The organism is Allobaculum stercoricanis DSM 13633, assembly GCF_000384195.1.
GTDB classification, from domain to species: domain Bacteria; phylum Bacillota_I; class Bacilli_A; order Erysipelotrichales; family Erysipelotrichaceae; genus Allobaculum; species Allobaculum stercoricanis.
Genome location: NZ_KB913034.1, coordinates 1532206 through 1555287, shown reverse-complemented (window position 1 = coordinate 1555287; position 23082 = coordinate 1532206). Strand labels below are relative to the sequence as shown.

Annotated in this window: 14 protein-coding genes, 3 tRNA genes and 1 pseudogene; 11 read left to right on the top strand and 7 right to left on the bottom strand. The window is 37.5% G+C overall.

Translation table 11 applies throughout. The features are described from left to right. Positions 1–174 precede the first annotated feature (174 nt). Positions 175–933, top strand: a complete 759-nt coding sequence (locus tag ALLST_RS0107150; protein WP_019893449.1) for a type II toxin-antitoxin system RelB family anti-toxin — start codon at positions 175–177, stop codon at positions 931–933. 204 nt (positions 934–1137) lie between these two features. Here the strand turns inward: ALLST_RS0107150 and ALLST_RS0107145 are convergent, their stop codons facing one another. Beyond that, entirely contained in the window at positions 1138–1506 is a 369-nt protein-coding gene (locus ALLST_RS0107145; protein WP_019893448.1) for a pyridoxamine 5'-phosphate oxidase family protein, read from the bottom strand. 430 nt (positions 1507–1936) lie between these two features. On the opposite strand from ALLST_RS0107145, the gene ALLST_RS0107140 reads away from it, so the two are divergent. Further along, positions 1937–3235 (top strand): L-cysteine desulfidase family protein, encoded by a 1299-nt coding sequence (locus ALLST_RS0107140; protein WP_019893447.1) that lies wholly within the window; start codon positions 1937–1939, stop codon positions 3233–3235. A gap of 485 nt (positions 3236–3720) precedes the next feature. On the opposite strand, the gene ALLST_RS0107135 is transcribed toward ALLST_RS0107140, so the two are convergent. Then, complete coding sequence (locus ALLST_RS0107135; RefSeq protein WP_019893446.1) at positions 3721–5214, bottom strand: tetratricopeptide repeat protein; 1494 nt, start codon at positions 5212–5214, stop codon at positions 3721–3723. 122 nt (positions 5215–5336) lie between these two features. Next, positions 5337–6683, bottom strand: a complete 1347-nt coding sequence (locus ALLST_RS0107130; RefSeq protein ID WP_019893445.1) for a peptidoglycan bridge formation glycyltransferase FemA/FemB family protein — start codon at positions 6681–6683, stop codon at positions 5337–5339. 405 nt (positions 6684–7088) lie between these two features. Between ALLST_RS0107130 and ALLST_RS0107125 the strand changes: the two genes are divergently transcribed. From ALLST_RS0107125 to ALLST_RS0107095, 6 genes are all read left to right on the top strand, one after another. Then, a tRNA-Val gene (locus ALLST_RS0107125) sits at positions 7089–7164 on the top strand. Between the two features lie 9 nt (positions 7165–7173). Continuing rightward, positions 7174–7257, top strand: a tRNA-Tyr gene (locus tag ALLST_RS0107120). Positions 7258–7260: 3 nt separating this feature from the next. Continuing rightward, positions 7261–7334: transfer RNA gene (locus ALLST_RS0107115), tRNA-Gly, on the top strand. Positions 7335–7498: 164 nt separating this feature from the next. Then, on the top strand, positions 7499–8668 hold the full coding sequence (locus tag ALLST_RS0107110) for an FprA family A-type flavoprotein (protein WP_019893444.1): 1170 nt from the start codon (positions 7499–7501) through the stop codon (positions 8666–8668). A 659-nt stretch (positions 8669–9327) separates the two neighbouring features. Beyond that, positions 9328–14247, top strand: a complete 4920-nt coding sequence (locus ALLST_RS0107100; RefSeq protein WP_019893442.1) for a SpaA isopeptide-forming pilin-related protein — start codon at positions 9328–9330, stop codon at positions 14245–14247. Between the two features lie 78 nt (positions 14248–14325). Next, complete coding sequence (locus ALLST_RS0107095; RefSeq protein WP_019893441.1) at positions 14326–15939, top strand: isopeptide-forming domain-containing fimbrial protein; 1614 nt, start codon at positions 14326–14328, stop codon at positions 15937–15939. Between the two features lie 199 nt (positions 15940–16138). Here ALLST_RS0107095 and tnpC read toward each other — a convergent pair whose 3' ends face one another. Next, on the bottom strand, positions 16139–17920 hold the full coding sequence (tnpC, locus tag ALLST_RS0107085) for an IS66 family transposase (RefSeq protein WP_019891921.1): 1782 nt from the start codon (positions 17918–17920) through the stop codon (positions 16139–16141). Positions 17921–18052: 132 nt separating this feature from the next. Further along, the gene (gene tnpB / locus ALLST_RS10440) at positions 18053–18433 is read right to left on the bottom strand and encodes an IS66 family insertion sequence element accessory protein TnpB (protein ID WP_019891920.1); all 381 of its coding nucleotides are present in this window, start codon (positions 18431–18433) and stop codon (positions 18053–18055) included. Between the two features lie 93 nt (positions 18434–18526). Between tnpB and ALLST_RS10435 the strand changes: the two are divergent. After that, positions 18527–19273: pseudogene (locus ALLST_RS10435) on the top strand (class C sortase); the annotation flags it as partial. Further along, positions 19266–20099, top strand: a complete 834-nt coding sequence (locus ALLST_RS10430; RefSeq protein ID WP_019893438.1) for a class C sortase — start codon at positions 19266–19268, stop codon at positions 20097–20099. The pseudogene ALLST_RS10435 and the gene ALLST_RS10430, both read left to right, overlap by 8 nt. A gap of 154 nt (positions 20100–20253) precedes the next feature. On the opposite strand, the gene ALLST_RS0107065 is transcribed toward ALLST_RS10430, so the two are convergent. Then, complete coding sequence (locus ALLST_RS0107065) at positions 20254–20814, bottom strand: chromate transporter (protein ID WP_019893437.1); 561 nt, start codon at positions 20812–20814, stop codon at positions 20254–20256. After that, positions 20811–21467, bottom strand: a complete 657-nt coding sequence (locus ALLST_RS0107060; protein WP_019893436.1) for a chromate transporter — start codon at positions 21465–21467, stop codon at positions 20811–20813. Before ALLST_RS0107060 ends, ALLST_RS0107065 begins: the two co-directional genes overlap by 4 nt. Before the next feature lie 549 nt (positions 21468–22016). Between ALLST_RS0107060 and ALLST_RS0107055 the strand changes: the two genes are divergently transcribed. Continuing rightward, complete coding sequence (locus ALLST_RS0107055; protein ID WP_019893435.1) at positions 22017–23006, top strand: hypothetical protein; 990 nt, start codon at positions 22017–22019, stop codon at positions 23004–23006. Positions 23007–23082 lie beyond the last annotated feature (76 nt).

Below are 23082 nucleotides of genomic sequence, written 5' to 3'. Positions count from 1 at the left end.
CATCATATATAAATCAACGGGCAGTCCCAAAGAGGAAAACTGCCCATTTTTTGACGTTTTACGGGATGGGGATTGTTTGAAAATGGAGAGATAGCGAAAAATAGAGTAACTCTACCGTTAGTAGATTGTTTACTTCGTGATAAATCGATAAAACAAAACTAGGAGGTGGCACACATGGATTCAATCAACAATGAAAAATTCGGACGATTTTTGGCAGAAGTGCGAAAGGAAAAGCAGATGACCCAAAAGGACTTAGCAGATAAATTGTTCGTGTCTGATAAAACGGTAAGTAAATGGGAGAGGGGAAATAGTATGCCTAATGTGACTTTACTGATTCCTCTTGCCGAGGTATTGGGCATTAGTGTAACGGAACTTTTACAAGGAGAAAGATTCAAAGAAAACCAGCCATTACAAAGTGATGTGGTTGAAACGCTCGTTGTAAACTCATTAGATTTGTCGTTACAAGATACACTTCGCCAACGAAAAAAGAATTGGATATTTGCCTTTTTGATCTCCCTTGGTGTTGTGATTGCTGAAACGATATTATTAACAGTTTCGCAAATTTCGATAGAAAAAATGGGAGATAGTTTATGTCTATCTGTATTGATGTTGTTGTTTGCCGGCTGGCTTTGTATTTTCGCAAAAGATTTATTACCGAAATTTTACGATACAAACAAAATTGATTTTGTATCCCAAGGAATTTTTAGAATTCATATGCCGGGATTGTCTTTTAATAATGCAAATTGGGGATATGTACTAATCGTGTTTCGAGTATTTACATTAACAACAGCAATTGTATATCCGGCGATTTGTTATGTGAGTTTTTTAATTGGCGGATTTGAAATGTGGGAGAACATTAAATATCCTACAATTTTAATTCTTTTAGCGGCATTACTCGTCATCACTTATATCGTTGGAAAGAAATACGAATAATCATTTCAATCAAAAAAGGCTTTGAAAAAACTGACGCAAAGCCTTTTTGCTGTTTGATTGGGGATTGGTCATATTGAATTTCATGATTAAAAAAATCCCTTTTTGTGCCACTCGTTTTCAAGGATAGAGAGTGTGAACAAAAAGGGAAATGATCACAATGCTGTTGCAAAGCAAGATTGCAGTAAGTAAATGTTCTGAATTTGATTAGTGGAATTCAGTTTCTAATACTTCAATTGCGAAAAGTAATAATTTAGGATCATCGGCAGATTGATAATGTTTAACAAGAACAGGACAGGCATCCATCATTCTTTGTTTCATGTCTAAGTCAGTACATTCACGAGCATGACCTGTAATTCTTAACCATTGGCGTGTTCCTTCTTTTTTGGCAAGAATTTGCATGTTTCCGTGGTCTCTTAATTGTTGATGCACTTTATTATTTGGGTTTGTGGCGATATATAATTTGCCCTCATGTTCCATGATCGCCCCAAAAGGTCTTCCTGCGGGAAAATCGTCATTGATTGTTAAGACGAAAAAAGATCCGCATTCTTTTAAAAAGTCATATGCCTTACTCATGATTTCAACTCCTTTAATTTGAGTGGATTCAAATCTTTAAAAACAAAAACTATTCTACAATGACAAAACTAAAAAGTGGCCAACGATCAATAAAAACAAATAGAAATAGGGAAATAGATCTTGAAACACGATTTGTCTAATCAGATTCTTTGTTATTTTCATCCTAATAAATGTTTCTCTTTTGAGTGGAAAAGAGAAGTTTTACGAGATAGATGTACATCGTATTATGACAACGGTATCATATGTTTATGGTATAAATACAGTTTTGGTGAAAAATCAAAGATGATGGAAATAAATTGGATTATAGGCAAGATCCGTCTTTGAACATCGAACAAAAAAAACGACAAGACCATAAAGATCGAATTGCTTTAGAATAAAATAAGCATAGATCCATACTGAAAAAGGAAAGAGAAAAGGAAGGAATAGTGACATGGATAAGACGAGCAAACTTTATCAGGCATATTGTCAAATTTTAAAAGAAGAACTCATTCCCGCAATGGGATGTACGGAGCCAATCGCCATTGCTTATGCAGCCGCAAAAGCCCGTGAGGTACTCGGAAAAGAACCTGATTCAGTGAAAATCGGCGTCAGCTACAACATCATTAAAAACGTAAAGAGTGTAATTGTCCCTAACACAGGTGGAATGAAGGGAATTCAATCGGCAGCGGCAGCCGGAATTGTGGCCGGTCAAGCGGATAAAGCATTAGAAGTTATTTCACAAGTTAGTGCAAAACAAAAACAAGACATCACTGAATTTCTAAACCGTATGGAGATTTGTGTTGAACCAATTGATCAAGGAATGATTTTTGATATTGTTATTCGCCTGGGATATGGTGCTGAATCAGCAGTGGTGCGCATTGCCCAATATCATACAAATATCGTATACATTGAAAAAAATGGAGAAGTACTCCTTGATCATACGGAAACGATCAATCAGCCAGCTGTTCATGATCATACAGAAGAAGGTTTAACCGATCGAAGTTTATTAACTGTCGATGATATTTATGAGTTCGCAAATACTTGTGATATTCAAGATGTCAAAGACGTTCTCGATCGTCAGATCAAATATAATACAGAAATTTCTCAAGAAGGATTAAGCCATGAATGGGGCGCAAACGTTGGATCAACGATGCTGAAATATTATGGCAATGACGTTCGTAATCGGGCGATTGCAAAAGCAGCAGCGGGTTCGGATGCGCGAATGAGTGGTTGTGAAAAACCAGTGATCATTAACTCTGGATCAGGAAACCAAGGAATGACCGTATCGATTCCTGTAATTGAATACGCTAAAGAATTGAATTGTTCCCAAGAAAAACTTTATCGTGCTTTAACGTTATCGAACTTAATCGCAATTCATGAAAAGAGTGGCATTGGTCGTCTTTCCGCTTATTGTGGTGCAGTCAGTGCTGGTTGCGCAGCAGGATGTGGAATTGCTTATTTACACGATGCGGATAATGAAGGAATTGCCCACACACTCGTCAACGCACTCGCAAGTGTATCGGGAATTATTTGTGATGGAGCTAAACCAAGTTGTGCCGCAAAAATTGCCTCTAGTGTGGAAGCGGGAATTTTGGGATATCACATGTATTTGAATGGCCAAGAATTCCGCGGTGGCGATGGGATTGTTAAAAAAGGTGTAGAAAACACAATTCGTAACGTATCTCGATTAGGTCGTGAAGGAATGCGCGAAACGGATAAAGAAATCGTCAATATTATGATGGAGTGTTAATCAAAAGCAAATTGAACAAGAGTCGTCTTTAGAAAAAGTCACCTCATCAGGAGCTAAATCGACGGCTTTAAATGACCTGCCTTTTATAAGAAACGAAACGCATAGAATGCACGAGCGCTTGTGGTAGGAAATAAAAAACAAATTGAGATGATATTCATCAAGCTATTTGAAGATGTCTAGTTTAAAAAACACACTAGGCATCTTTTTTTTCTGCTTGGCAAAATGAAAATCAAGATTACATTTGTGTTTTGTTTTGCAAAGATTATGAACCGCTCCGGCTTGAAGAAGTCGGAGTGGTTGAAAAAGTTGATGGTTAGTATCAAAAGTTCCTTAATGTATGTGGCATTCTTGTCGAAAGAACTTTAAGTAAAAGATAAAAATCGAAATGTTTTAACCTATTGATGAATGTCTTTAGCAGCAACTTAGGGTGATTTGCCTAGGGTTCTGCCATTTTTTGTAGGTTTAGTATGTCAGAAAAAAGCAACCTATTGAAAAGGTTGCTCGCAATACAAGTGATGGATTTGTTCTAGCTTGTTGATAAAGGTAGGGTAGAGAGATTCGATATCGAGAACTCTTTGAGCAGCGAGAATGGCTTGGTCTTGCATTTGTTCATCGTCATATAAATGAGCGAGAATTTCCATGAAACGATCAAGCAAGTGCCCACCTTGCAAAGATAATTGTTCTAAAGATGCCACACCCAAATAATTTAAGTAAGCGGTAGTTAAAGAAATATAAGCGAGTTGATCTTCAGGCCAGCGTTTTAAATAGTGTTCAAAATCAGTGATGGCTTGTCCATAGAATTGTTCGGCTTTGTTTGTGTTTTGCACATGTTCAATGTTGCCTAGCTCATTTTCAATCGAAGCAATACAGAATAGGAAAAACTTCGGATCTTTGAAGGAACAACGTTTAAATTCAAAAAGAGCTTGTAAGTAAAGTTCTTCTTGCGTGATGTTAGACGCTAGATTTTCGTCATAACAATAAGCAGCATAATAAGCGGCCCTTGCTAAATATTCTTTTGAAGCAGCCGGACAATAGGTTAAATATTCGCTTTGTTCTTGCCATGCGGCAAAGATTTTTTCAAAGGGATTGTATTTTGGGTTTTCTGTATAAAGCTCGGCTAAGCCATCGATATAGTGGATGCGACTTTGCCAATATAAAGCACGTGGCATTTCGATTTGTCGAACATAAATATTTGCTTGATCTAAACAGTTTTTGGCTTGTTGAGTTTCATCGATTAACGTATAGAAATTGGCCATTGAAACGAGAATTTCTAATCGATAACCATCTAAATCAAAAATATCAAGATCATCAACAAGCATCATGGCCTCCCATGCTTGTTGATAAATTTGTTCGGCTTGATCATAGAGTTCAAACTGTTCATAAATATCCGCAAGATTATTCAAAACGAGAGCTTTTCTCAAATTTTGCCAGTTTACAGGATAATCTTTGATGAATTCCAATGACTTGTAATAGGCGTCAACAGCGGGTTGAAATTCGCCTAATGCGCTATAGAGATCACCACAAAGAGTCCACGCCTCGCAGCGGATTCGATTAGAAAAAATGGCTGGAGAATGGGCAAGTTGATCGACAAGCGCAAGCGCCCCTTGCAGATTACCACTCTCATAGTCAAGGATGGCACCGGAGTAGAGTTGGTTTGCATCGAATTGGTTAGGATCATCGTTTGAAAGGACTTCTTGATACCATTTGTTGGCTTGTTTGAAATCACCAGTATGGGTAAAAAGAGAAACGAGACGCAGGTGAATTTTTTTCTTTTGCGCTGGAGAAGGATTTGTCGCTAGGGCTTGAAAATAGTCTTCTTTTGCCTTTGTCCACTCATAACAAGCGGCATAACAATTGCCTTCGTTCATCCAATCTTCAGCATCTTTTTGATCTTGGGGAATGGTGTTTAACAGGGTGATCGCCAATTTAAAATGAAGGGTGTCGATCGCACTGTGGATTTGTTGTTGAATCGTTTTCATTCCTAAAGAATAAAGGAATTTGCATAAATTTCAAATTGGCAGAAGATAAAACAAAACACAAGACAAATAAAAAGCTTTCCTCTTTCAAAAAGGAAAGCTTTTAACCACAAAATAGGATAGATCTATGCTTGGTTTAAATCAGGGCGTACACGTTTTAAGAAGAATTTAGCGATTGGGGAGTTGATGATCCAATAAAATTCGCCACAATATTCACCGACTGTTGCACCAAGATTTTTCTTAAAGAAGAAGACGCCATAACCATCTTCTTCAGGTTTGAAATGCCCACTAATGCCCCAAAAGTTATAACGTTGTAGCTTATGATCGAGAGCTAAACGAATCATTTCTTTTTGATTTGCATAAGGCCCCATATAACGAGCAAGACGAGGATCACTGCCACCAAAGAGATAAACCATCTCGGATGGCGTTTCGAGATAAATTCCGGAAGCAAGAGGAATCATTTTGCGTGAATCTTCTTGTTTTAATTGTTGTAAAGCAACGATTTCTTTTTCGTTATGTGTTTTTTGTTCCTGGATTTCTAACAGGCGATTACGCTTTTTCTTCGAGTTTGGCATTTTTTCGCAAACTGCTAAAGCTTCGGCTTCTTGTGTGGAGAATTCGATTTCTTTTTGTTGCAGGAATCGATCATATTCTTCGACATCTAAATAAGCAGTGGATAAATAACCATGATCACCAAACGATTTCAAAATGTTCAGGCGATGATCTTTAGCCCCAGAACCGAAGTTATGTTTTTCGGCACTGCATTCTAATAATGCTTCAAATTCATCAAGGTTCACATCGTCATTGCCATTTTTTCGAATAGTGACGATATAAGGTAAATCTGTTTTCTGGAAAGAACGGCGGGTATTACCGGCCATTTCTTTCAGTAAATCTTCCCAACTATATTCTTCAAGACCGTTTTGTAAAGGAAGGGCAAAGCCTTGAGAGAATTGGGGAAGATTTTTTTGGAGATCAATCCAAGAAACCCAACGGGATTGTCTAGCTTCGTCATAGCCAATCCATAATGGCGATAAACCAAATCCACAGCGTTTTAACATTTGACGATAGTCTTCATTACAGAATGATCCTTCAACCGCGTTTCCGTTTTGATCGTGTTGTTGATATTCCGTATTACTTTCGACCATCCAAACGATCGCATGTTCTTTTTTGAGCTGCTTAGCAACGCCTTGAGCAAATTCTTGGATGAATGATTCATCGCAAAATAAATTTGGCGTTTTCACAATCCATTCTCTTGGGCTTGTTCCGTATTTAAACAAGCGTAAAGCTGGACGTAAAATAACATAAGTCGCAATCAAAAGTTCGTCGTTTTGAAAACCACCAAAAATTTTGACGTGATCTTGTTTGGAGGTGTAGCGAACAAATTCAGTAGACTGCATAAAGTTATAAGCCATTTGAGTTTGTTTTAAAAACGCATCATATTGTTCGATGCTTAAAGAACGAATATCCATCATAAAACCTCGTTTCTTCTTGTGTTTTGTATTGAACAAAGATTTGTATATTTGAATTCAATTTTTGAAGTATCGTCTTTATACGAGTTCTTATTCTATAATAATAGGTAAATAATTGCCATATTTGCCCTACATTTAGACAAATACTGATTACAGTCCCCACATTGAGATAGGCAATGGAAAACAGTGGGAAATTCCAAAAATCAAAAAATTGAAAAAAAGATAAAAAAATTATTAGAAGTACTTGCATTTGAGTTAGAAATAGTGCATTATAACCGAGCGAGGTTCGAGTGCTTCACAAAGAACCTTCAAGTCTAACCAACTTCAAAAAGCGGTCGAAAAAAAACTTTAAAAAAGTGTTTGACAAGCTGAAACGAATTGGTTATACTAATCAAGCAATCAAGCGATGGAGGCTTAGCTCAGTTGGGAGAGCATCTGCCTTACAAGCAGAGGGTCAGCGGTTCGAGCCCGTTAGCCTCCACCATCGTGTTATGGAGAGATAGCGAAGTGGCTAAACGCGGCTGACTGTAACTCAGTTCCTTAGGGTTCGGCAGTTCGAATCTGCCTCTCTCCACCACTTGCAGGTGTAGTTCAATGGTAGAACTTCAGCCTTCCAAGCTGACTACGTGAGTTCGATTCTCATCACCTGCTCCATTTACCAAAGCAAGGACCTGGAAACAGGTCCTTTTTATTATGTTTAGATGAAATCGATTTTTCTGTATTTTGAGTGTAAGAAGTGATGTCTCTAGATAGTTTTTTACATCATGATCGATTAAAATAGGATTGCTCATAAATAAAGGGCAAGGAAGGGAACTCAAATGGAAAAAGTTTCAAATACAGCATACTCCGTTGGATGCGATGATTACGATATCGATCTATTCGAATCTCAATACAAAGTCCCACACGGAATTGCTTATAATTCTTATCTCATTCAAAGTGAAACAGGTGTTAACTTATTAGTCGACACTGTTGATAAACGCAAAGCGCAAGAATGGTTAGAAAATGTTGAAGAAGTTTTAAATGGCCAACCTTTAAACTACTTATTAATTCAACACCTTGAACCAGATCATTCTGGAAGTATTGATGTTATTTTAAATGCTCACCCAGAAGCGACTGTTGTATGCAGCGCTAAAGCTTGGCAGATGATGGAAAATTTTGCGGTTAGCACAATTGCACCAGAAAAACGCTTAACAGTTAAAGAAGGCGACACATTAGATTTAGGAGATCGCTTATTACACTTCGTTCAAGCACCAATGGTACACTGGCCAGAAGTTATCGTGACTTATGACGATAAAGATAAAGTGCTCTATTCTGCAGATGCTTTCGGAAAATTCGGTACACGTGATGCCGATGAACCATGGGAAGAAGAAGCTCGTCGTTATTTCTTAAATATTGTTGGAAAATACGGCAACCCAGTTCAAACTTTATTGAAAAAAGCCGCTAACTTAGATATTCAGACGATCGCAGCAACACATGGTCCTTTATTAAAAGACAACTTAGGTCATTACATTAGCTTATATGACACTTGGAGCTCTTATCGTCCAGAAAAAGACGGCATTCTTGTTTTAGTTGCATCCATTCACGGACATACAAATGTTGTAGCGCATAAAATGGTTGAAATTTTAGAAGCAAAAGGACAAACCGTAAAATTAATGGATATTACACGTTGCGATATTCATGAAGCAGTTGCACAATGCTTTGTTTATCCAAAAGTATTATTGTTAGCTAGCTCCTATGACGCTGGTGTATTCCCACCAATGGAAAGATTATTGACACTTTTAACGCACAAAGCGTTCCAAAAACGTACAATTGCGATGATCCAAAATGGATCTTGGGCACCAACTGCCGCAAACGCAATGAAAAAGATTTTAGAACCTTGCGCAAATCTTCAATATGTAGAACCTGTTGTAACAATTAAAGCTTTACTTAAAGATTCTGATCTTCCAGCATTAGAACAATTAGCAGACAATTTAATTGCGGCAGAATAACGATTTATCAAACGATAGAGAAAGACTTAAAAGCGAGTTGCAAGTCAATCGATGAAAGATTGATGCAACTCGCTTTTTGTTTACTTATTTTTAAATCGATCGACACGATTTTAGTGCTCGTGATGGAAAGAATGTTCCTATAAAAGGCTAAGTTTGAAAAAGATCATTATCCCAAATCAACAAACTTCTTGGACAATATGGCAAAAACAAAAATGAAAATCGACTGCAATTTGAATTATTTATTGTTTAATGCCAACACTCAAACGATCTTACAAAAAGGGAAAAGTGAGGGATTTTGGATATATAAAGCAAAAAACGTTGTGAACATAGACCATAATTGCCCGATGCATAATATTGTTTCGGTTTTGGATAAGAAAACAATAAAGAATTAATTTTTTATTAAACAAAATCGATGGATTGACAAAATTTTTTGATAGGGGTTACATTGAATACGCGAAAATTCCAGAAAAAACGCGATACACGAAAAAAAGACAAAATAATAAATAAGATCACGTGTGTTTACAGCACTGGGTTAACAAAAAATCTAGTGGCACTTTTGAAAAAATAAAACGAATCCTCATTTGATAAATAGATGAATCTTACTGGTTGAATAAATGAATCAAATTGAGGCTCAGATATTGGTATAAGAAAGGGATTTTATGAAAGGAAAATCAAAAAAAACATTTGCGATTTTAATCTCAGCCATTATGGGAATTTCTTCATTATCCATGGATACAAGTCCACTTATGGCCAAAGAACGTGAGCAATATGTTTTGACAGAGGACAACCATTCAAAAACAGAACACTCCAATTGGCTGCAATCGATTCGTACTTTCAACAAAGAACGACAAAACGATCAAGAACAAAGAGAAGATGGAATCTATTTTGATCCGCCATCTTTTTTAGAGCCCTCGCCAATTGTCAAAGATGAGTTTGGAATATGGCGATATCAAGCTAGTGCCAGCCAAGAAGCACCATTAATTCAAGAACAATTATTAGATGAACTGCCTGTACAAGTCACGATTGTTTTGAATGGTCAAGAACAAGTGATAGATCTAGATCCTTCTTGGTGGGATCTTTCTTTATTTGGGCCAAGTCAATATGAAGGCGAATATAAAATTGTTTTAAATATTCCAACAGAATATTTGCCAGAAGGATATGCACAAGAATCAAAAGTCGAAGTGTTTGTCCAAATGAGACAAGAAGATCCACAAGGAGATCCAATCGATCCGATCACAAAAGAAGATGGAATTTATTTAGAAGGGACTCATCTTATCCAAGAGGGGATTGGAACGTGGCGCTATCCATTTTTGGCAAGTGAAGAAGAACCTTTATTCAAAGAACAATTATTGGATGAATTGCCCGTCCAAGTCACGATCGTCTTAAATGGTCAAGAACATAATATTGCGATTGATCCTTCGTGGTGGGATTTATCCGCATTTGGTTCAAGTCAATTTGAAGGGGAATATCGAATCGCTTTAAATATCCCAACAGGATCTTTACCAGAGGGATATGAAGATCAATCGGAAATTGCAGTAGTTGTGCAGATTACGAAAGATGAAAATTTAGAGGATAAAGTTCTTAAAGAAGATGGAATCTATTTTGATGGATCCAATCTTGTTCAAGATGAAAAAGGTGTATGGAAATATCAAACAAAGGCAACGCAAGAAGCACCACTCAGTCAAGATCAGCTATTGAATGAACTGCCCATCCAGCTAGCGATCGTCTTCAATGGTCAAGAACATAAGATTGCGATTGATCCTTTATGGTGGGATTTATCTGCATTTGGTCAAAGTCAATATGAAGGGGAATATAAAATTGTTTTAAATATCCCAACAGATTCTTTGTCAGAAGGATATGATTTGACAAAACCAATTGAAGTTCTCGTGCAATTTGAGCAAGCAACGATTACGGAAGAACAATTACAAGCACATGAATTGAAAACAACCGTTTCGCCAAGAGGAACAACGATTGATTTGTTCAACTATCCAGATAATTTGAAAGTCGGACAATTTGAATTTAATGGTGGGGGAGGTTCGATCGACGCCAATAAATGGACCGGAATCCTAGGGGAAAAAGGGGATCGTCCTCTGAATCAAAAACGAGCAATGCAAAATCTTGTTCAACCGACTTTGGATGATGGCTATCCGCATTTATTGGCAAATGGAAATCCAAATCTTGAAGGTTTGACGACAACAGGAATTACACAAGAAACTTCCTTAGCTCCATTATTTGATGGAACTTATCCGGGTGTTCGCGGCGCGCAAGGATTATTACAAGTCGATCAACAAGGATATTTCTATTACAACAGTAAACAAAACTATGCAACATTAGAAAAAACAGAAAATGGATATGGCAATCGCTTTAAAGTTTATGATACGCCTAGAAATGTCAAATTTTCAGGAGTTTCCGCAAATGGACAAGGGCAATTTTTCCCATTTAATCCAGCAATCTACAAGACGAAAAATGGTGAAACCAAATCTATTTTTGAGGAAAAAGATGGCAAATTAGAAAATACCACTACAGATGAGAATATAACTTATCATTTTGGTGTGCACATGTCGACGCGCTTTATCCATGAAAATGGAGGATATACCGATTCTAATCAGACTACGCCAGTGACATATGAATTTTCTGGGGATGACGATGTTTGGGTGTTTATTGATGGCGTATTAGTTGGCGATGTGGGTGGAATTCATGATGCAATTTCATTAGAAATTGACTTTGCGACAGGCAATGTTGTTGTCTTTTCTAAACAAGCTGATGGAAGTCGCGAAGAAGAAGTCAAAACTACACTGAAAGATTGTTATGGCCGAGCGAATAAAACAATAAAGTGGGTCGAAGCAGGAAATGGCCAATATACATTTGAAAATAATTCTTATCACACTCTAGATTTCTTTTATTTAGAAAGAGGTAAAGGGGCTTCGAATATGCAATTGAAATACAATTTGTTAGAAGTTCCTGAAAGTAGCATTATCAAACAAGACCAAATCGGCCAAGCTGTTCCAGGTGCAGAATTTGAACTCTGGTCTGGTAAAGGACAAGAACAGAAAGATACATTACTGGCCAAAGGAACAACGAATCATGATGGAACATTTATTTTGATGGATGCAAGAGTGGGTCATGAAAATAAAATTTTATCTTTAAAAGAGCTATATGAAGATGGTTTTAGAGAATTGACCCTTCGCGAAACGAAAATCCCGGATGGTTATCGTGGCCAAGTCAATGTGCCATTAAAACTGGTGGAGAATAGTGAAACTAAGGGAGTCACTTTAGTTAACGAAGATCCATGGTCAACAGGTGTTTATGCTTCACCAAAAGTGAGAACGGAAATCCCAACGACAGCTTATATTTATACGGCAGATCAAAAAGGAAAACCGGTAACGCTAGAAGAACAAAAAAATGGAATTGTTTTTGCGGTTTTACAAAAGCGGGTGCATCAAGATAAATCCTATGATGATCCAAGTGCATGGGTTCCAATCTATGGGGATCGAGAGCACGGTTGGCATATGATTCAAACACCAGGAAATGTATTAGAAGATGTTGTTTTGGCATTTAAAAAACAAATCGATCAAGGGTATCAATCACAAATTTTCTCATTATCAGCCAATGGTGTAATGGCGGTTGAAATTGATGATTTACCAGGTGATGTTCAAACTTATTATTCCATGTTACCGAATGATCAAAAAGATAAAACAGAATATGCGTTAGGTTATTATTATTCCTCATCACCAACGATTGATGGCGTCGATCACACAAACACATGGCGTTTGGATTCAGATGCAGCTTTAGCTCAGAGCAATGGACAAAACTTTGGTCGTTTTTTTGCGACTCATATCCTTGTCCCCAATATAAAAAATACACTATATGTCCAAAAGACAGATGAAAATGGAAATCTATTAGTGGATGCGCAGTTCTCCTTATATACACAAGATCAAGTGAAAGAAGAAAACGGAGTGATTCAACCGATAGATCCTGCCATCGCCTATGATACGATCACGATTCAACAGGATGGTGTGATCGAAAATGTCGGCAGTTTTCCATCTGGATCCAAAAATACAATTCTAAAAGAAGGAACATACTATTTGATCGAAGATCGGGCACCAGATGGCTATATTCGCAATCCTCATGCAACGAAAATTATTGTGAATTCACAAGGCGTATATGCGAATGCGGGGAAAGAACAAGACGGAATTGTTGTCGCAAGAGGTGTCGGTGGCGTTTTAAAATCGATGTCCCAATTTGCGACAGAGGATGAAATCAATAAAACACTCAGTTCCATTCGAGCGAATATGGAGATCACAGATTCTGAACAATTAGACTTTACCCATGCAAAGCTTGGCGGATCGCCGAAAGAAATGCATTTAGAATACAATGCCGATGATCGCGTCTTGCAATATGGGGCAATTGAAACTGAAGACAATCCCAATCGAGAAATCCAAATTCAAACCGATACTGGATGGTCTAAGCTCAACATTTATCAATGCCTAGAAAATCATGGCATAGAAGCGCCTGATCACTCGTCTATAGAAAATTTGGGTAATAAAGAAATCACAAATTTATTCTCGAATACGGTGACGGTCATTGTGGAAAACGAGCAAACCAATCCATTGTCGATTGAAAAAATCGTTGAAGATGTTCAACATACGGCAAAAGTTCAGCCCTATACATTTGATGTGCAACTGTCCTATGGCCCCAATCAAACACCAGTTTCGGGAACTTATCCAATCACAATCACCACTAAAACTGAGGGTCAAAATCCAGTAGTTGAAACAGGAAAATCGATCCAATTTGATTCTGAAGGAAAAGCGAGTGTTGAGTTACAAGCGGGATGGAATGAGCAAGGTCAAAACGTCTTACAAAAAGTGGCGATCATTAACTTGCCATTAGGCATTCAATATACGATTGCAGAAACGACATCGGGTCAATTTACGACAAAAGTCAAAAGCGATACCCAATCGCAAATGAATGCGAATACGATTTCTGGAATGGTTGAGAAAACAGAAGATCACAAATTTAAAAACAGTGAGATTACTTTTATCAATACCTATACCCATTTTGAATTCATCAAAGTCAATAAAGAGGGCAATCCTTTACAAGATGTTTTATTTGGCCTATATGAATTCGATTGTCAAGATCCAAACCATAATGACACGCATCATGATCAATTGTTGAAAGTTGATCTCAAAACAGGAGATTTGATCGATCCGCAGCCTTGTTGGAAGAAAGTAGGGACTTTCAGTTCTGATGCACAAGGAAAAGTGACGTTATCGAATTTAGTGGAAGGGAAAAAATACCGCTTAGTCGAATTGAAAACAGCGCCAGGCTATATCCTTGCGCAAGGACAATGGACGATCCAAGAAAATCAAGATCAACAATTTGCGTTTGGACAAAGTATCGGCAATCCGCCAGCAGTCGAATTTAAAGAGGGGAAAAACTATCTCTATAACTATAAGCCGCATGAATTGCCACTAACGGGAGATCAAGGTAATACGTCCTTTATGATTTGGGGAACAGCCTTAATGTTTTTTGCGGTTGTTTTGTGGATCATCAGTCAGAAAAGGAGAGTTACAAAATAGACAATCCAACGAAAATATCAATTTTTGATGTAAGAACAACGTGTTTAAAACGCGGAACGAAAAGAGGATATTAATAAAATGGAGACCATATTCAATAAAATTAAATTTAATCAACTATTTGCGATATTGATGGCGATGTTCTGTGCGTTGTCATTGAGTTTCACGAGTGTACATGCCATTGGCCAAGAGGAGAAAGTTACGGTCAATGTGCAAGTTGAACCGGGCGATACGGTTGATATCTATAAAATCATCGATGTGAATTATGATTTTACAAGTGATCAACCCCAAAATCCGCTATATACATGGGATGCCAATGTCGCAACATGGATTCAAGGAAAGGACAGCTATAAAGGATATGTTGAAGGCAACAATGTGGTTAGCGAATCCTTTAGTGTCCAAAAAGGCAATCCCGAAGCATTTCAAGGCTTTTTCCAACAACTCGCTGCAGCACTTGAAACGGGAACGATTACGGGAGTCACAAAAACGACAACTGCCTCTAGTCAATTAGGAATGGGGGAATATTTGATTGTTGGAAAAGCAAACCAATCATCAAATGTATATTTGCCAACCACGATTGTTGTTGCCCCAACCTTTGATGATCAAACGAAAGCTTGGAAACTGGAAGTAAAAGCTAATGATGGCATTTTAACACCAGGACAAGATGGCACTTATACCGTAAATTTAAAAGGCTCGACCTTGACATTTGATAAATTCATCAATGCTAAAGATCAAGCGTTAGTCGATATGAAAACAGTGGGGATTGGCGATACAGTCAATTATGTATTAAAAGCCGCTATTCCAACTTATCCCCAAGATGCAACCAATAAGACATTAATCATTCAAGATATTGCTGGAGTGGGCTTAACTTTACCTGCAGCAACAGATATAAAAGTTTATTCAGATGAAGCTTTACAAAATGAAGTAACACAAGGTGTGGATAAAAAAGTTGAAGGACAAACAGTAACGATCAATTTAACTTATGACACTTTGGTTCAAGCGAATGTTTCTACAATTTATGTCGCTTATACTGCAACTGTGAATGGTAATGCCCCAGAAGTAGACGCATTAAAAAATACCGCTAAATACACCTTTGCCAAAGATCCTTATGTAGAGGGTGCAAATGGAGAACTAACAGATACTGAAGTTGTTTTTACGTATGCATTAGACGTTACAAAAGTTGCTGAAGATCAAAAGACTCAACTGGCTGGAGCGCAGTTTACATTAAAAGACAATCAAGCAGAACTAAACTTTGTGAAAAATGGTGAAGGAATTTATACCCTTGCTAGCGCAAATGATCAAAATACAACGAAAACATTAGAAGTGAATAGCAAAGGTGAGCTTGTATTAAAAGGATTAGATACTGGAAGCTATACGTTGACGGAAATTAAACCAGCAAATGGAATGGTTCTTCCTAAAGATCCGACAATCAAAGTAACCTTAACCGACACACAACCTGATGGGACTTTAAATGAAGGTAAGGTTGAATCGAGCATTGTTCCAACGACTGATGGAAATGAACCCAAGATTTCAGGAAATACATTGCGCTTTAAAGTGGTGAACTCGAATAAAGCGAATTTTGAATTACCAAATACCGGTGGTATGGGAACGTTGGTGTTTACCGTTGGCGGAATTCTTTTAATGGCTTTTGCGGTAATCTATCTTGTCGCAACGAGAACAAAAGAACATAAATAATGTATGCATAAACAGGAAAAACAAACAAAACAACCGAAACGTTTGAACATCCTAGTGCCAATCATGATCTTCATGATTGGCGCTGGGATTTTCCTTTATCCTGCCGTGTCTAACTATTTCGTAAGCGTCAAATGAATGACGTGTGTTATTAGAATAAAAGGCGCTGTATTCTGTTTGTAGCTAAACAGAATACAGCGCCTTAATTATTTGACTGAAGATATAAGTTTTCAGGAAGATTTTTAGAGTATGGAACTAACTCTTCCACTACTTTCTGTGGAATTTGCTCTTCTTTGTAATACTTCAATGTATTCAAAACGTGTTCTAGGTACATGAATGGGTTTAATCCATTCATTTTAGCTGATTCTAGCAGTGTCATATACCCAGCAGCCGATTCTGCTCCGCTGACACTATTCGAGAACAAGAAATTCTTTCTTGCGATCACGAAACTCTTTATTTTTCTTTCAGCTAAATTATTATCGATCGGATAAATGCCATTTTCTATGTATCTCGCTAATTCTTCTTTACGCTCCAAGAAGTATGTTGCAGCTTTATGAGCTTTCGTTTTCTCTTCGAATCCTTCTGCTACAATTTCAACTTCTTGCACTAACTTTTCAAAACGAGGATTGCTTAGCTTTTTTCTGGCCTGTGTTCTCTGTTCAGTTGAACAATCAGAAAAGTCATTCTCGATTTGATACAGTTCTGCGATTTGTTTTAAAATGGCAACTAAACGATTTAAAGACTCATGTTCTTGAAGGAAGGCTTGAGCTTTTTCCGGAATATCATCGGAATTTTTATACGCATTCAAAATCTTTTTCAATTGGGCATAATCATCCCTACAGTTAACGGCATCATAAAAGTACCGTCTTGCATGTGCCAAACAAGATAGTTTTGTGCATCCTGGATAGGATCTGTAGCCTTGCAGTCCATCTGTCATGAGTGCGCCGGTAAAATCTGTCCCAAGCATACTTATGATAAATTCTTTTTTTCGACTTTCATTGAACTGGTAAAGAACCATTTGTTGTTGTGCATATTCTCCACTAACTCCACAGATCATATAGGAAGTCGATCGGTCTTTTAAGGCAAGACACTGTAGCGGTGTTTCATCCATATGGATGACATTTTGCTTCACTAGATCCTGATTGATCTGTTCGCAGATGGGGATTAGATATTGTTCATAGCACGTCTGTAAAATATTACTCATTGTCTGTCTAGACAGATCTACTCCCAAAGCAGAGGCGTCCTTTTCAAGGCGGTATAACGGTGTGCCCATCATGAATTTTTCATAAGCGAGTCCGGCAACAAGAGAAGTTGTGGCAATGCTCTTGTCAATGAGATCTGGTTCTTTCGGTTGAGCTTTGATGATCATCGATTTTCCGTTTTCATCTGTACATCCTGCCGGACAAACCTTTTTTTCCAGTTTGATTTTTCTGATTAGGTATTGAGCTGGTTGGTATTCAATAACGGTTTTTTCCGAATAATCTAAATGGGACATCTTTCTGCCACAGAATGGGCAGAGAGTGTTTTCATCGAGTTGAATAACATCGATGATATCGGGTTCGTGGTTTCTGCAGTCTTTTCTTGGTTTGTTTTTCTTAACGGCATCTAGCTTTTTCAGATCGTTTAATTGGTTGTCCAACTTTTTTCGATGATTTTGGACTTTAGCTAAAACTTCGCGATACTGTTCTTCAGTAATCTCACAGGCTTCACGTTTTTCGTTCAAGAATTCGATTGTGTCTTTTTCCAAATCAGTTGGTTCTAAGGTATCTAAGTCAAAGAGTCTGAGTTGAATGTTTTCAGTTTTTGCGGCAAAAAGAGCGTTTTGGAGATAATTATTGAGCTCTTTTCTGCCTTGAGATTCGCAGACTGTATCAATAAGTAAATTCACGACATCGTTTTTGTCCATGTCTTTTGTTTGTTCACGAATCTGAGTCGCTATGTTAGTTCGGATTTTTTGTTTAATTTCAGGATCTATTCTTACCATAACTGTATTATATCTTATTTATGCATAATATGAAACTTAATAAGATATTATATTAAATTTAAGTATGTTAAATATGTGTTTTTTCATATGTATATAGTTCTTGTCAAAAACCCAGCAGAGTGGCCTGCTGGGTTAAATGTATTTTGGTTTTTGAGGTAAAAATTGAGGGTCTGGCACAATTGTCATTCCGGATAGTAGAGCTTGTAACTGTGATGAGCTGATTGTTTGATATTGATTTATTTCAGTAAAAGGCCATTTTAAATGAGATCTAGCTAGACGTTTATAGACCAACCAGTAACCATTGCCATCATGGAGGATTCCTTTCATTTTATCTTTGGTTCGGTTAGTAAAAAGATACAAAGAACCATCCGTTGGATCTAGGTGATAAATTCCCTGAATGATAGAAGCATAACCATCAATCCCTTTACGAAGATCGGCTGGTTTATTCACTAGAATAATGTTTTTGACTTTGGAGAAATCTATTCCAAGATCTAAATAGCCGAAATCATTCATAATAAAAAGCCCCCTGAGATAACTGATCGAATTATCTCAAAAGGCTATTCATCTTAATACCCGTCATTCATTTGACGCTTACACTATTTCAATACACTTCACCAAAACGAGACGATTCAAACGTATCTAGCTAAGTTGTCTACGGCTGATCAAGAACAACTAGACTCGCTATGGAATGAAGCGAATCTTTACAATGACCAATTAGCAGGAGAAGTTTTGCACGATCCATTTGTTGCGGGAAGCGGGTATATGATCCCGGAAAATTACGATTATGTTTTGAATCCACAAGGCGATGGCGTCATGGGGTATCTTGAAATTGAAAAAATTGATGTTCATTTGCCGATTTATCATGGCACGAGTGAAGAAGTCTTAAAAAAAGGTGTCGGTCATCTAGAATTTACATCTTTACCGATTGGGGGATTGAATCGCCATTCGGTATTAAGTGCCCATCGTGGTTTACCAAGTTCACTACTTTTTTCACGCTTAGATGAACTTGAAATCGGCGATACGTTTAATATCCATTTGTTAAATGAAGTCCATTGTTATCAAGTGGATTCGATTGAAACGATTTTGCCTGAAGAATTATCGTTTTTACAATTAGATCCCAATCAAGATTGGATCACACTATTGACGTGCACACCTTATGGCGTCAATACGCATCGCCTACTCGTTCGTGGTCATCGAATTGCATATGAGCAACCCATTCAGGAAGAACAACAAGCATCCTCATTACCGAAATGGCTAAAAGAATATGTGGTTTCGATTGGCATTGGTTTAATCGTATTATTGCTTGTCGTGGCCGTTTGGATTTGGCGCAAAAAGAGGAACGATCATGAATAAGCGTTGGAGAGGATTGATCTTTTTCACTTTATTAATTTCGGGATTTTTTCTGTTGATCTATCCCAATGTCAAACAGCTTTATGGCACACATCAAATCACGAAGACAGTGGTTGAATTTAAAGAAGAAGAAAAACAATATAGTGAACTTTACGATCAAATGCAGGCCTATAACGAACAAATTGCTTTGAACCAACAAAGTGGACTCAAGGATGCCTGGAGTTTTGAACATCACGATTTTGATTTTAGTGAATTAAATACCGATGAAGATATGATTGGCTATATCACCATTGAAAAAATGAAGATGGAATTGCCTCTTTATATTGGAGCAACAGTGGACAATATGAATAAAGGCGCTGTCGTTTTAGGACAAACGAGTATGCCTATTGGCGGTAAAAATACCAATTGCGTCATCGCCGCCCATCGCCAAACGTATGCAAGTCCAATGTTTCGTGATATCGAGTTGTTGGAAGCAGGGGATGTGATTGTCATTCATAATCCTTGGCAACAATTGGAGTATGAAGTAGTCAAAGCGATTGCGATTGAGCCCGATGATATTGAAGCAATCAAGATTTTAGAGGGACAAGATATGATTACTTTAATGACTTGTCATCCTTATCCGGAAAGTTATCAACGCTATGTCGTCTATGCGCAAAGAAAAGGAAATGAAAAAATAGAAGTGCCTTACCAAGGCGTAGAACATGTTTCAAGTCAAAGCCAATTAGACATCGAACAAACACTTCAAAACGTAGGCGTAATCTTCTTTTTGATCGTACTTTTTTTGGCGCTAGCCAATAGGATCTACCAATATACGCACAAAGGAACATAACGTTTAAATCATAACCTTGAATGAAGGTCAACATAAATAAAAAGCGAGGCAACCTTGAACAAAGGAGAAGGCCTCGCATTTTATTTGAATCGAAGTGAAAATAAATATTTATTTTCACCGCGAATGACTTGTTGAATTTAGAGTGAGTTTCAATTTAAAGAGAGAAGAGAATGCCAATCGCTGCACTGAGGCAAATGATGGCAATGGGATGAATGTTTTTAAAGATTTTTGTAAAAAGCCAAATACCAGCCATGATCACAAGGGTTAGTCCAAGTTGCGCATTGAAGACTAGTTGCTTGTCCGGCATGATGACACTGATGAAAACGCCAATTGCAGCAGAGAGAATCAATGCAGCTGTAGCAGGGCGCAAACCGTAGAACATATCTTGGACATAAGGATTTTTACGATACGCTTGGAGCACTTTCGCAATCGCACAAATGACAATCACACTCGGTAAAACGAGCGCAAAAGTTGCCCACACGGCCCCAAAGATATTATTGCCAGTGACATGGTAGCCAACATAAGTGGCCATATTGACGCCAACGGGTCCAGGTGTGGATTCAGAGATGGCGATCATATTTAACAAATCGCTTTCGGTAAACCAATGGTAGTGTTCCATCATTTCATAGAGAAACGGAATGGTTGCTAAACCACCACCAATAGAGAATAGACCCGTTTTAAAAAACTCGAAAAATAATGTTAACCAAAGCATCATGATGCGTCACCTTCTTTTTGCGATTTTTGTTCTTGCTTTTCTGTAGGATGATCTTCTTGCTTGCTTTTTTGTGGAACACCGGAATTCGCAAATTTTAATGCCGGAGAAACGCCTGTTTTCTTTTTGACGATTTGGCAATAGATCAAAGCACAAATCATGGCGAAAACAACACATAAAACAACAGGAAGCCAATTGAAATAAGAAGCCAATAAGATCACCAAAAAGATGACAAGACCATATACGTCTTTGACGCCGGTTTTCATCATTTTCCAAACGGCTTGACCGATTAAAACACAAACCCCAATGCGAATGCCGGCTAATGCGTGTTGGACAATTTCTAGACTTGCAAATGAGGTCATTAATGAGGCAATGAAAATAATGATGACAAGCGATGGAGAAACAACGCCTAAAGTTGCAATGGCAGCCCCTTTCCATTTCTTTTTCGTGTAGCCAACAAATGTAGCTGTGTTGACGGCGATGATTCCAGGCGTACATTGACCAATCGCAAAGTAGTCAACAAGTTCATCATAGGTCGCCCAACCCTTTTTTTGGACGACTTCTTTTTCTAGCATCGGTAGCATCGCAAGTCCACCGCCAAAGGTGAATAAACCGATGCGAAAGAAAGTCGCAAACAAATCTAAATAAATATTCATCTGTTCAATTCCTTATCTTTTTTATCCATTATTGAATTTTGAATACGTAACATATTGTAAACTTTTTTAGATCCAAGATTGTTTTTAGAATGAGTTTGAATCGGACTGAATCTTGTTATATAACAAATGTTCAGAAAAGATTTCGTTTTCTTTCGTGGGCAAATGGATATAAATCGTTACAATAGTAAGAGAGAATGAAATCAATCTTTGGATATAGATTTATCTTAATAACTCAATAAAACTTTTGGGTAGTCTAAGTGGAAATGAGCTCGAGAAAAAACGTGGAAACCACTTTAAAAAGAAAAAGAATCTGACGATTCTTGGATGAACCATCCGCTTTTAAGCAAAAAAGTGGATAGAACATGACAGATCCTTTTTATAGAATTGGATTTGGAGTGACAAAAGAGTAAAATACTTGCTTGTATTCAGATTTTGCGTGAATTGAGGGCAATAAAGTTTTCAAGTTTGTCTATTTATATCGGGTTAAATAGACAAGTTGCAAAGCACTCGATCAAAAAAGAATTTTGAGCAAACGAAAGGAGTTTGTTTGTGAAACAAAACAAAATGCTTGCCGTAATGCTTTCCAGTGTATTATTTGGAGCGACGTTAGTTGGATGCGGCTCATCTAACTCATCAAAATTAAATGTATTGAGCACGAAGACTGTGGAACTTGGAGATCCTGTTATTTTAGATCCAGCAGAATTTTTAGCCGATAATTCGAACGATATTGATGTGGCTGATATTACAGTTGAATCGGATTTAAAAACAGATGACTTCCAATATACATACAATCAAATGAATCAATCCGTTACTTCTAAAGGAAAAGACTTTTTAAGCTTAGGAACTTATGAAGTGACATTAAAATACAAAGATCAATCTTATCCAGTTCGCTTAGTCATCAAAGATACAACGATGCCAGAATTTATTTCTCCAGCAGCAGTTGTGACAGTGCCAGTGGGCAATGAAGACTATAACTTCTCTAATGTTTATCGTACTCGTGATAAAGATAATGTTACGATTAGTATCAATGGCGATTACGATTTAACAACAGAAGGGAAATATCCAGTGACTGTTGTGGCAACAGATGCATCTGGAAATACGAACTCATTAGAAATCACGATTAAAGTCGTTGGGAAAAACCAACAGATTAGCGCAAGTGATCAATTTGATAACGAAGTGCCATCTGATCCAGATTCACAAACAGATAGCAGCACAAATGATGAACCTGTGATTAATGACAATGTGAATCAAAATCCAGGAGCGCAACAACCTAATGCTTGTCCAATTTCTAATGCCCCTGTCGGAACATCGGTTTACTATTCTTTCAGTGATTTATATACAGCTGGAACACAATGGAATAGCCAAAGCCCTTATAACTACTTCTTCTATTTAGAAGGCCAAGACGATTGTGGAAATAAAGTATATTTCTTAACAACAGGAACATCCTCACAAACAACCCCACCAATCGTTACAGATCCCGACAATTCAACGCCAACTCCACCAACAACAGATACCCCACAACAAGAATTACCCGAATAAATGAATTCAAGTCCATTTGGCCATTGAGGCTAAGTGGACTTTTTCTTTTGGAAAAAAAGCAAAAAGAAAAACCGGA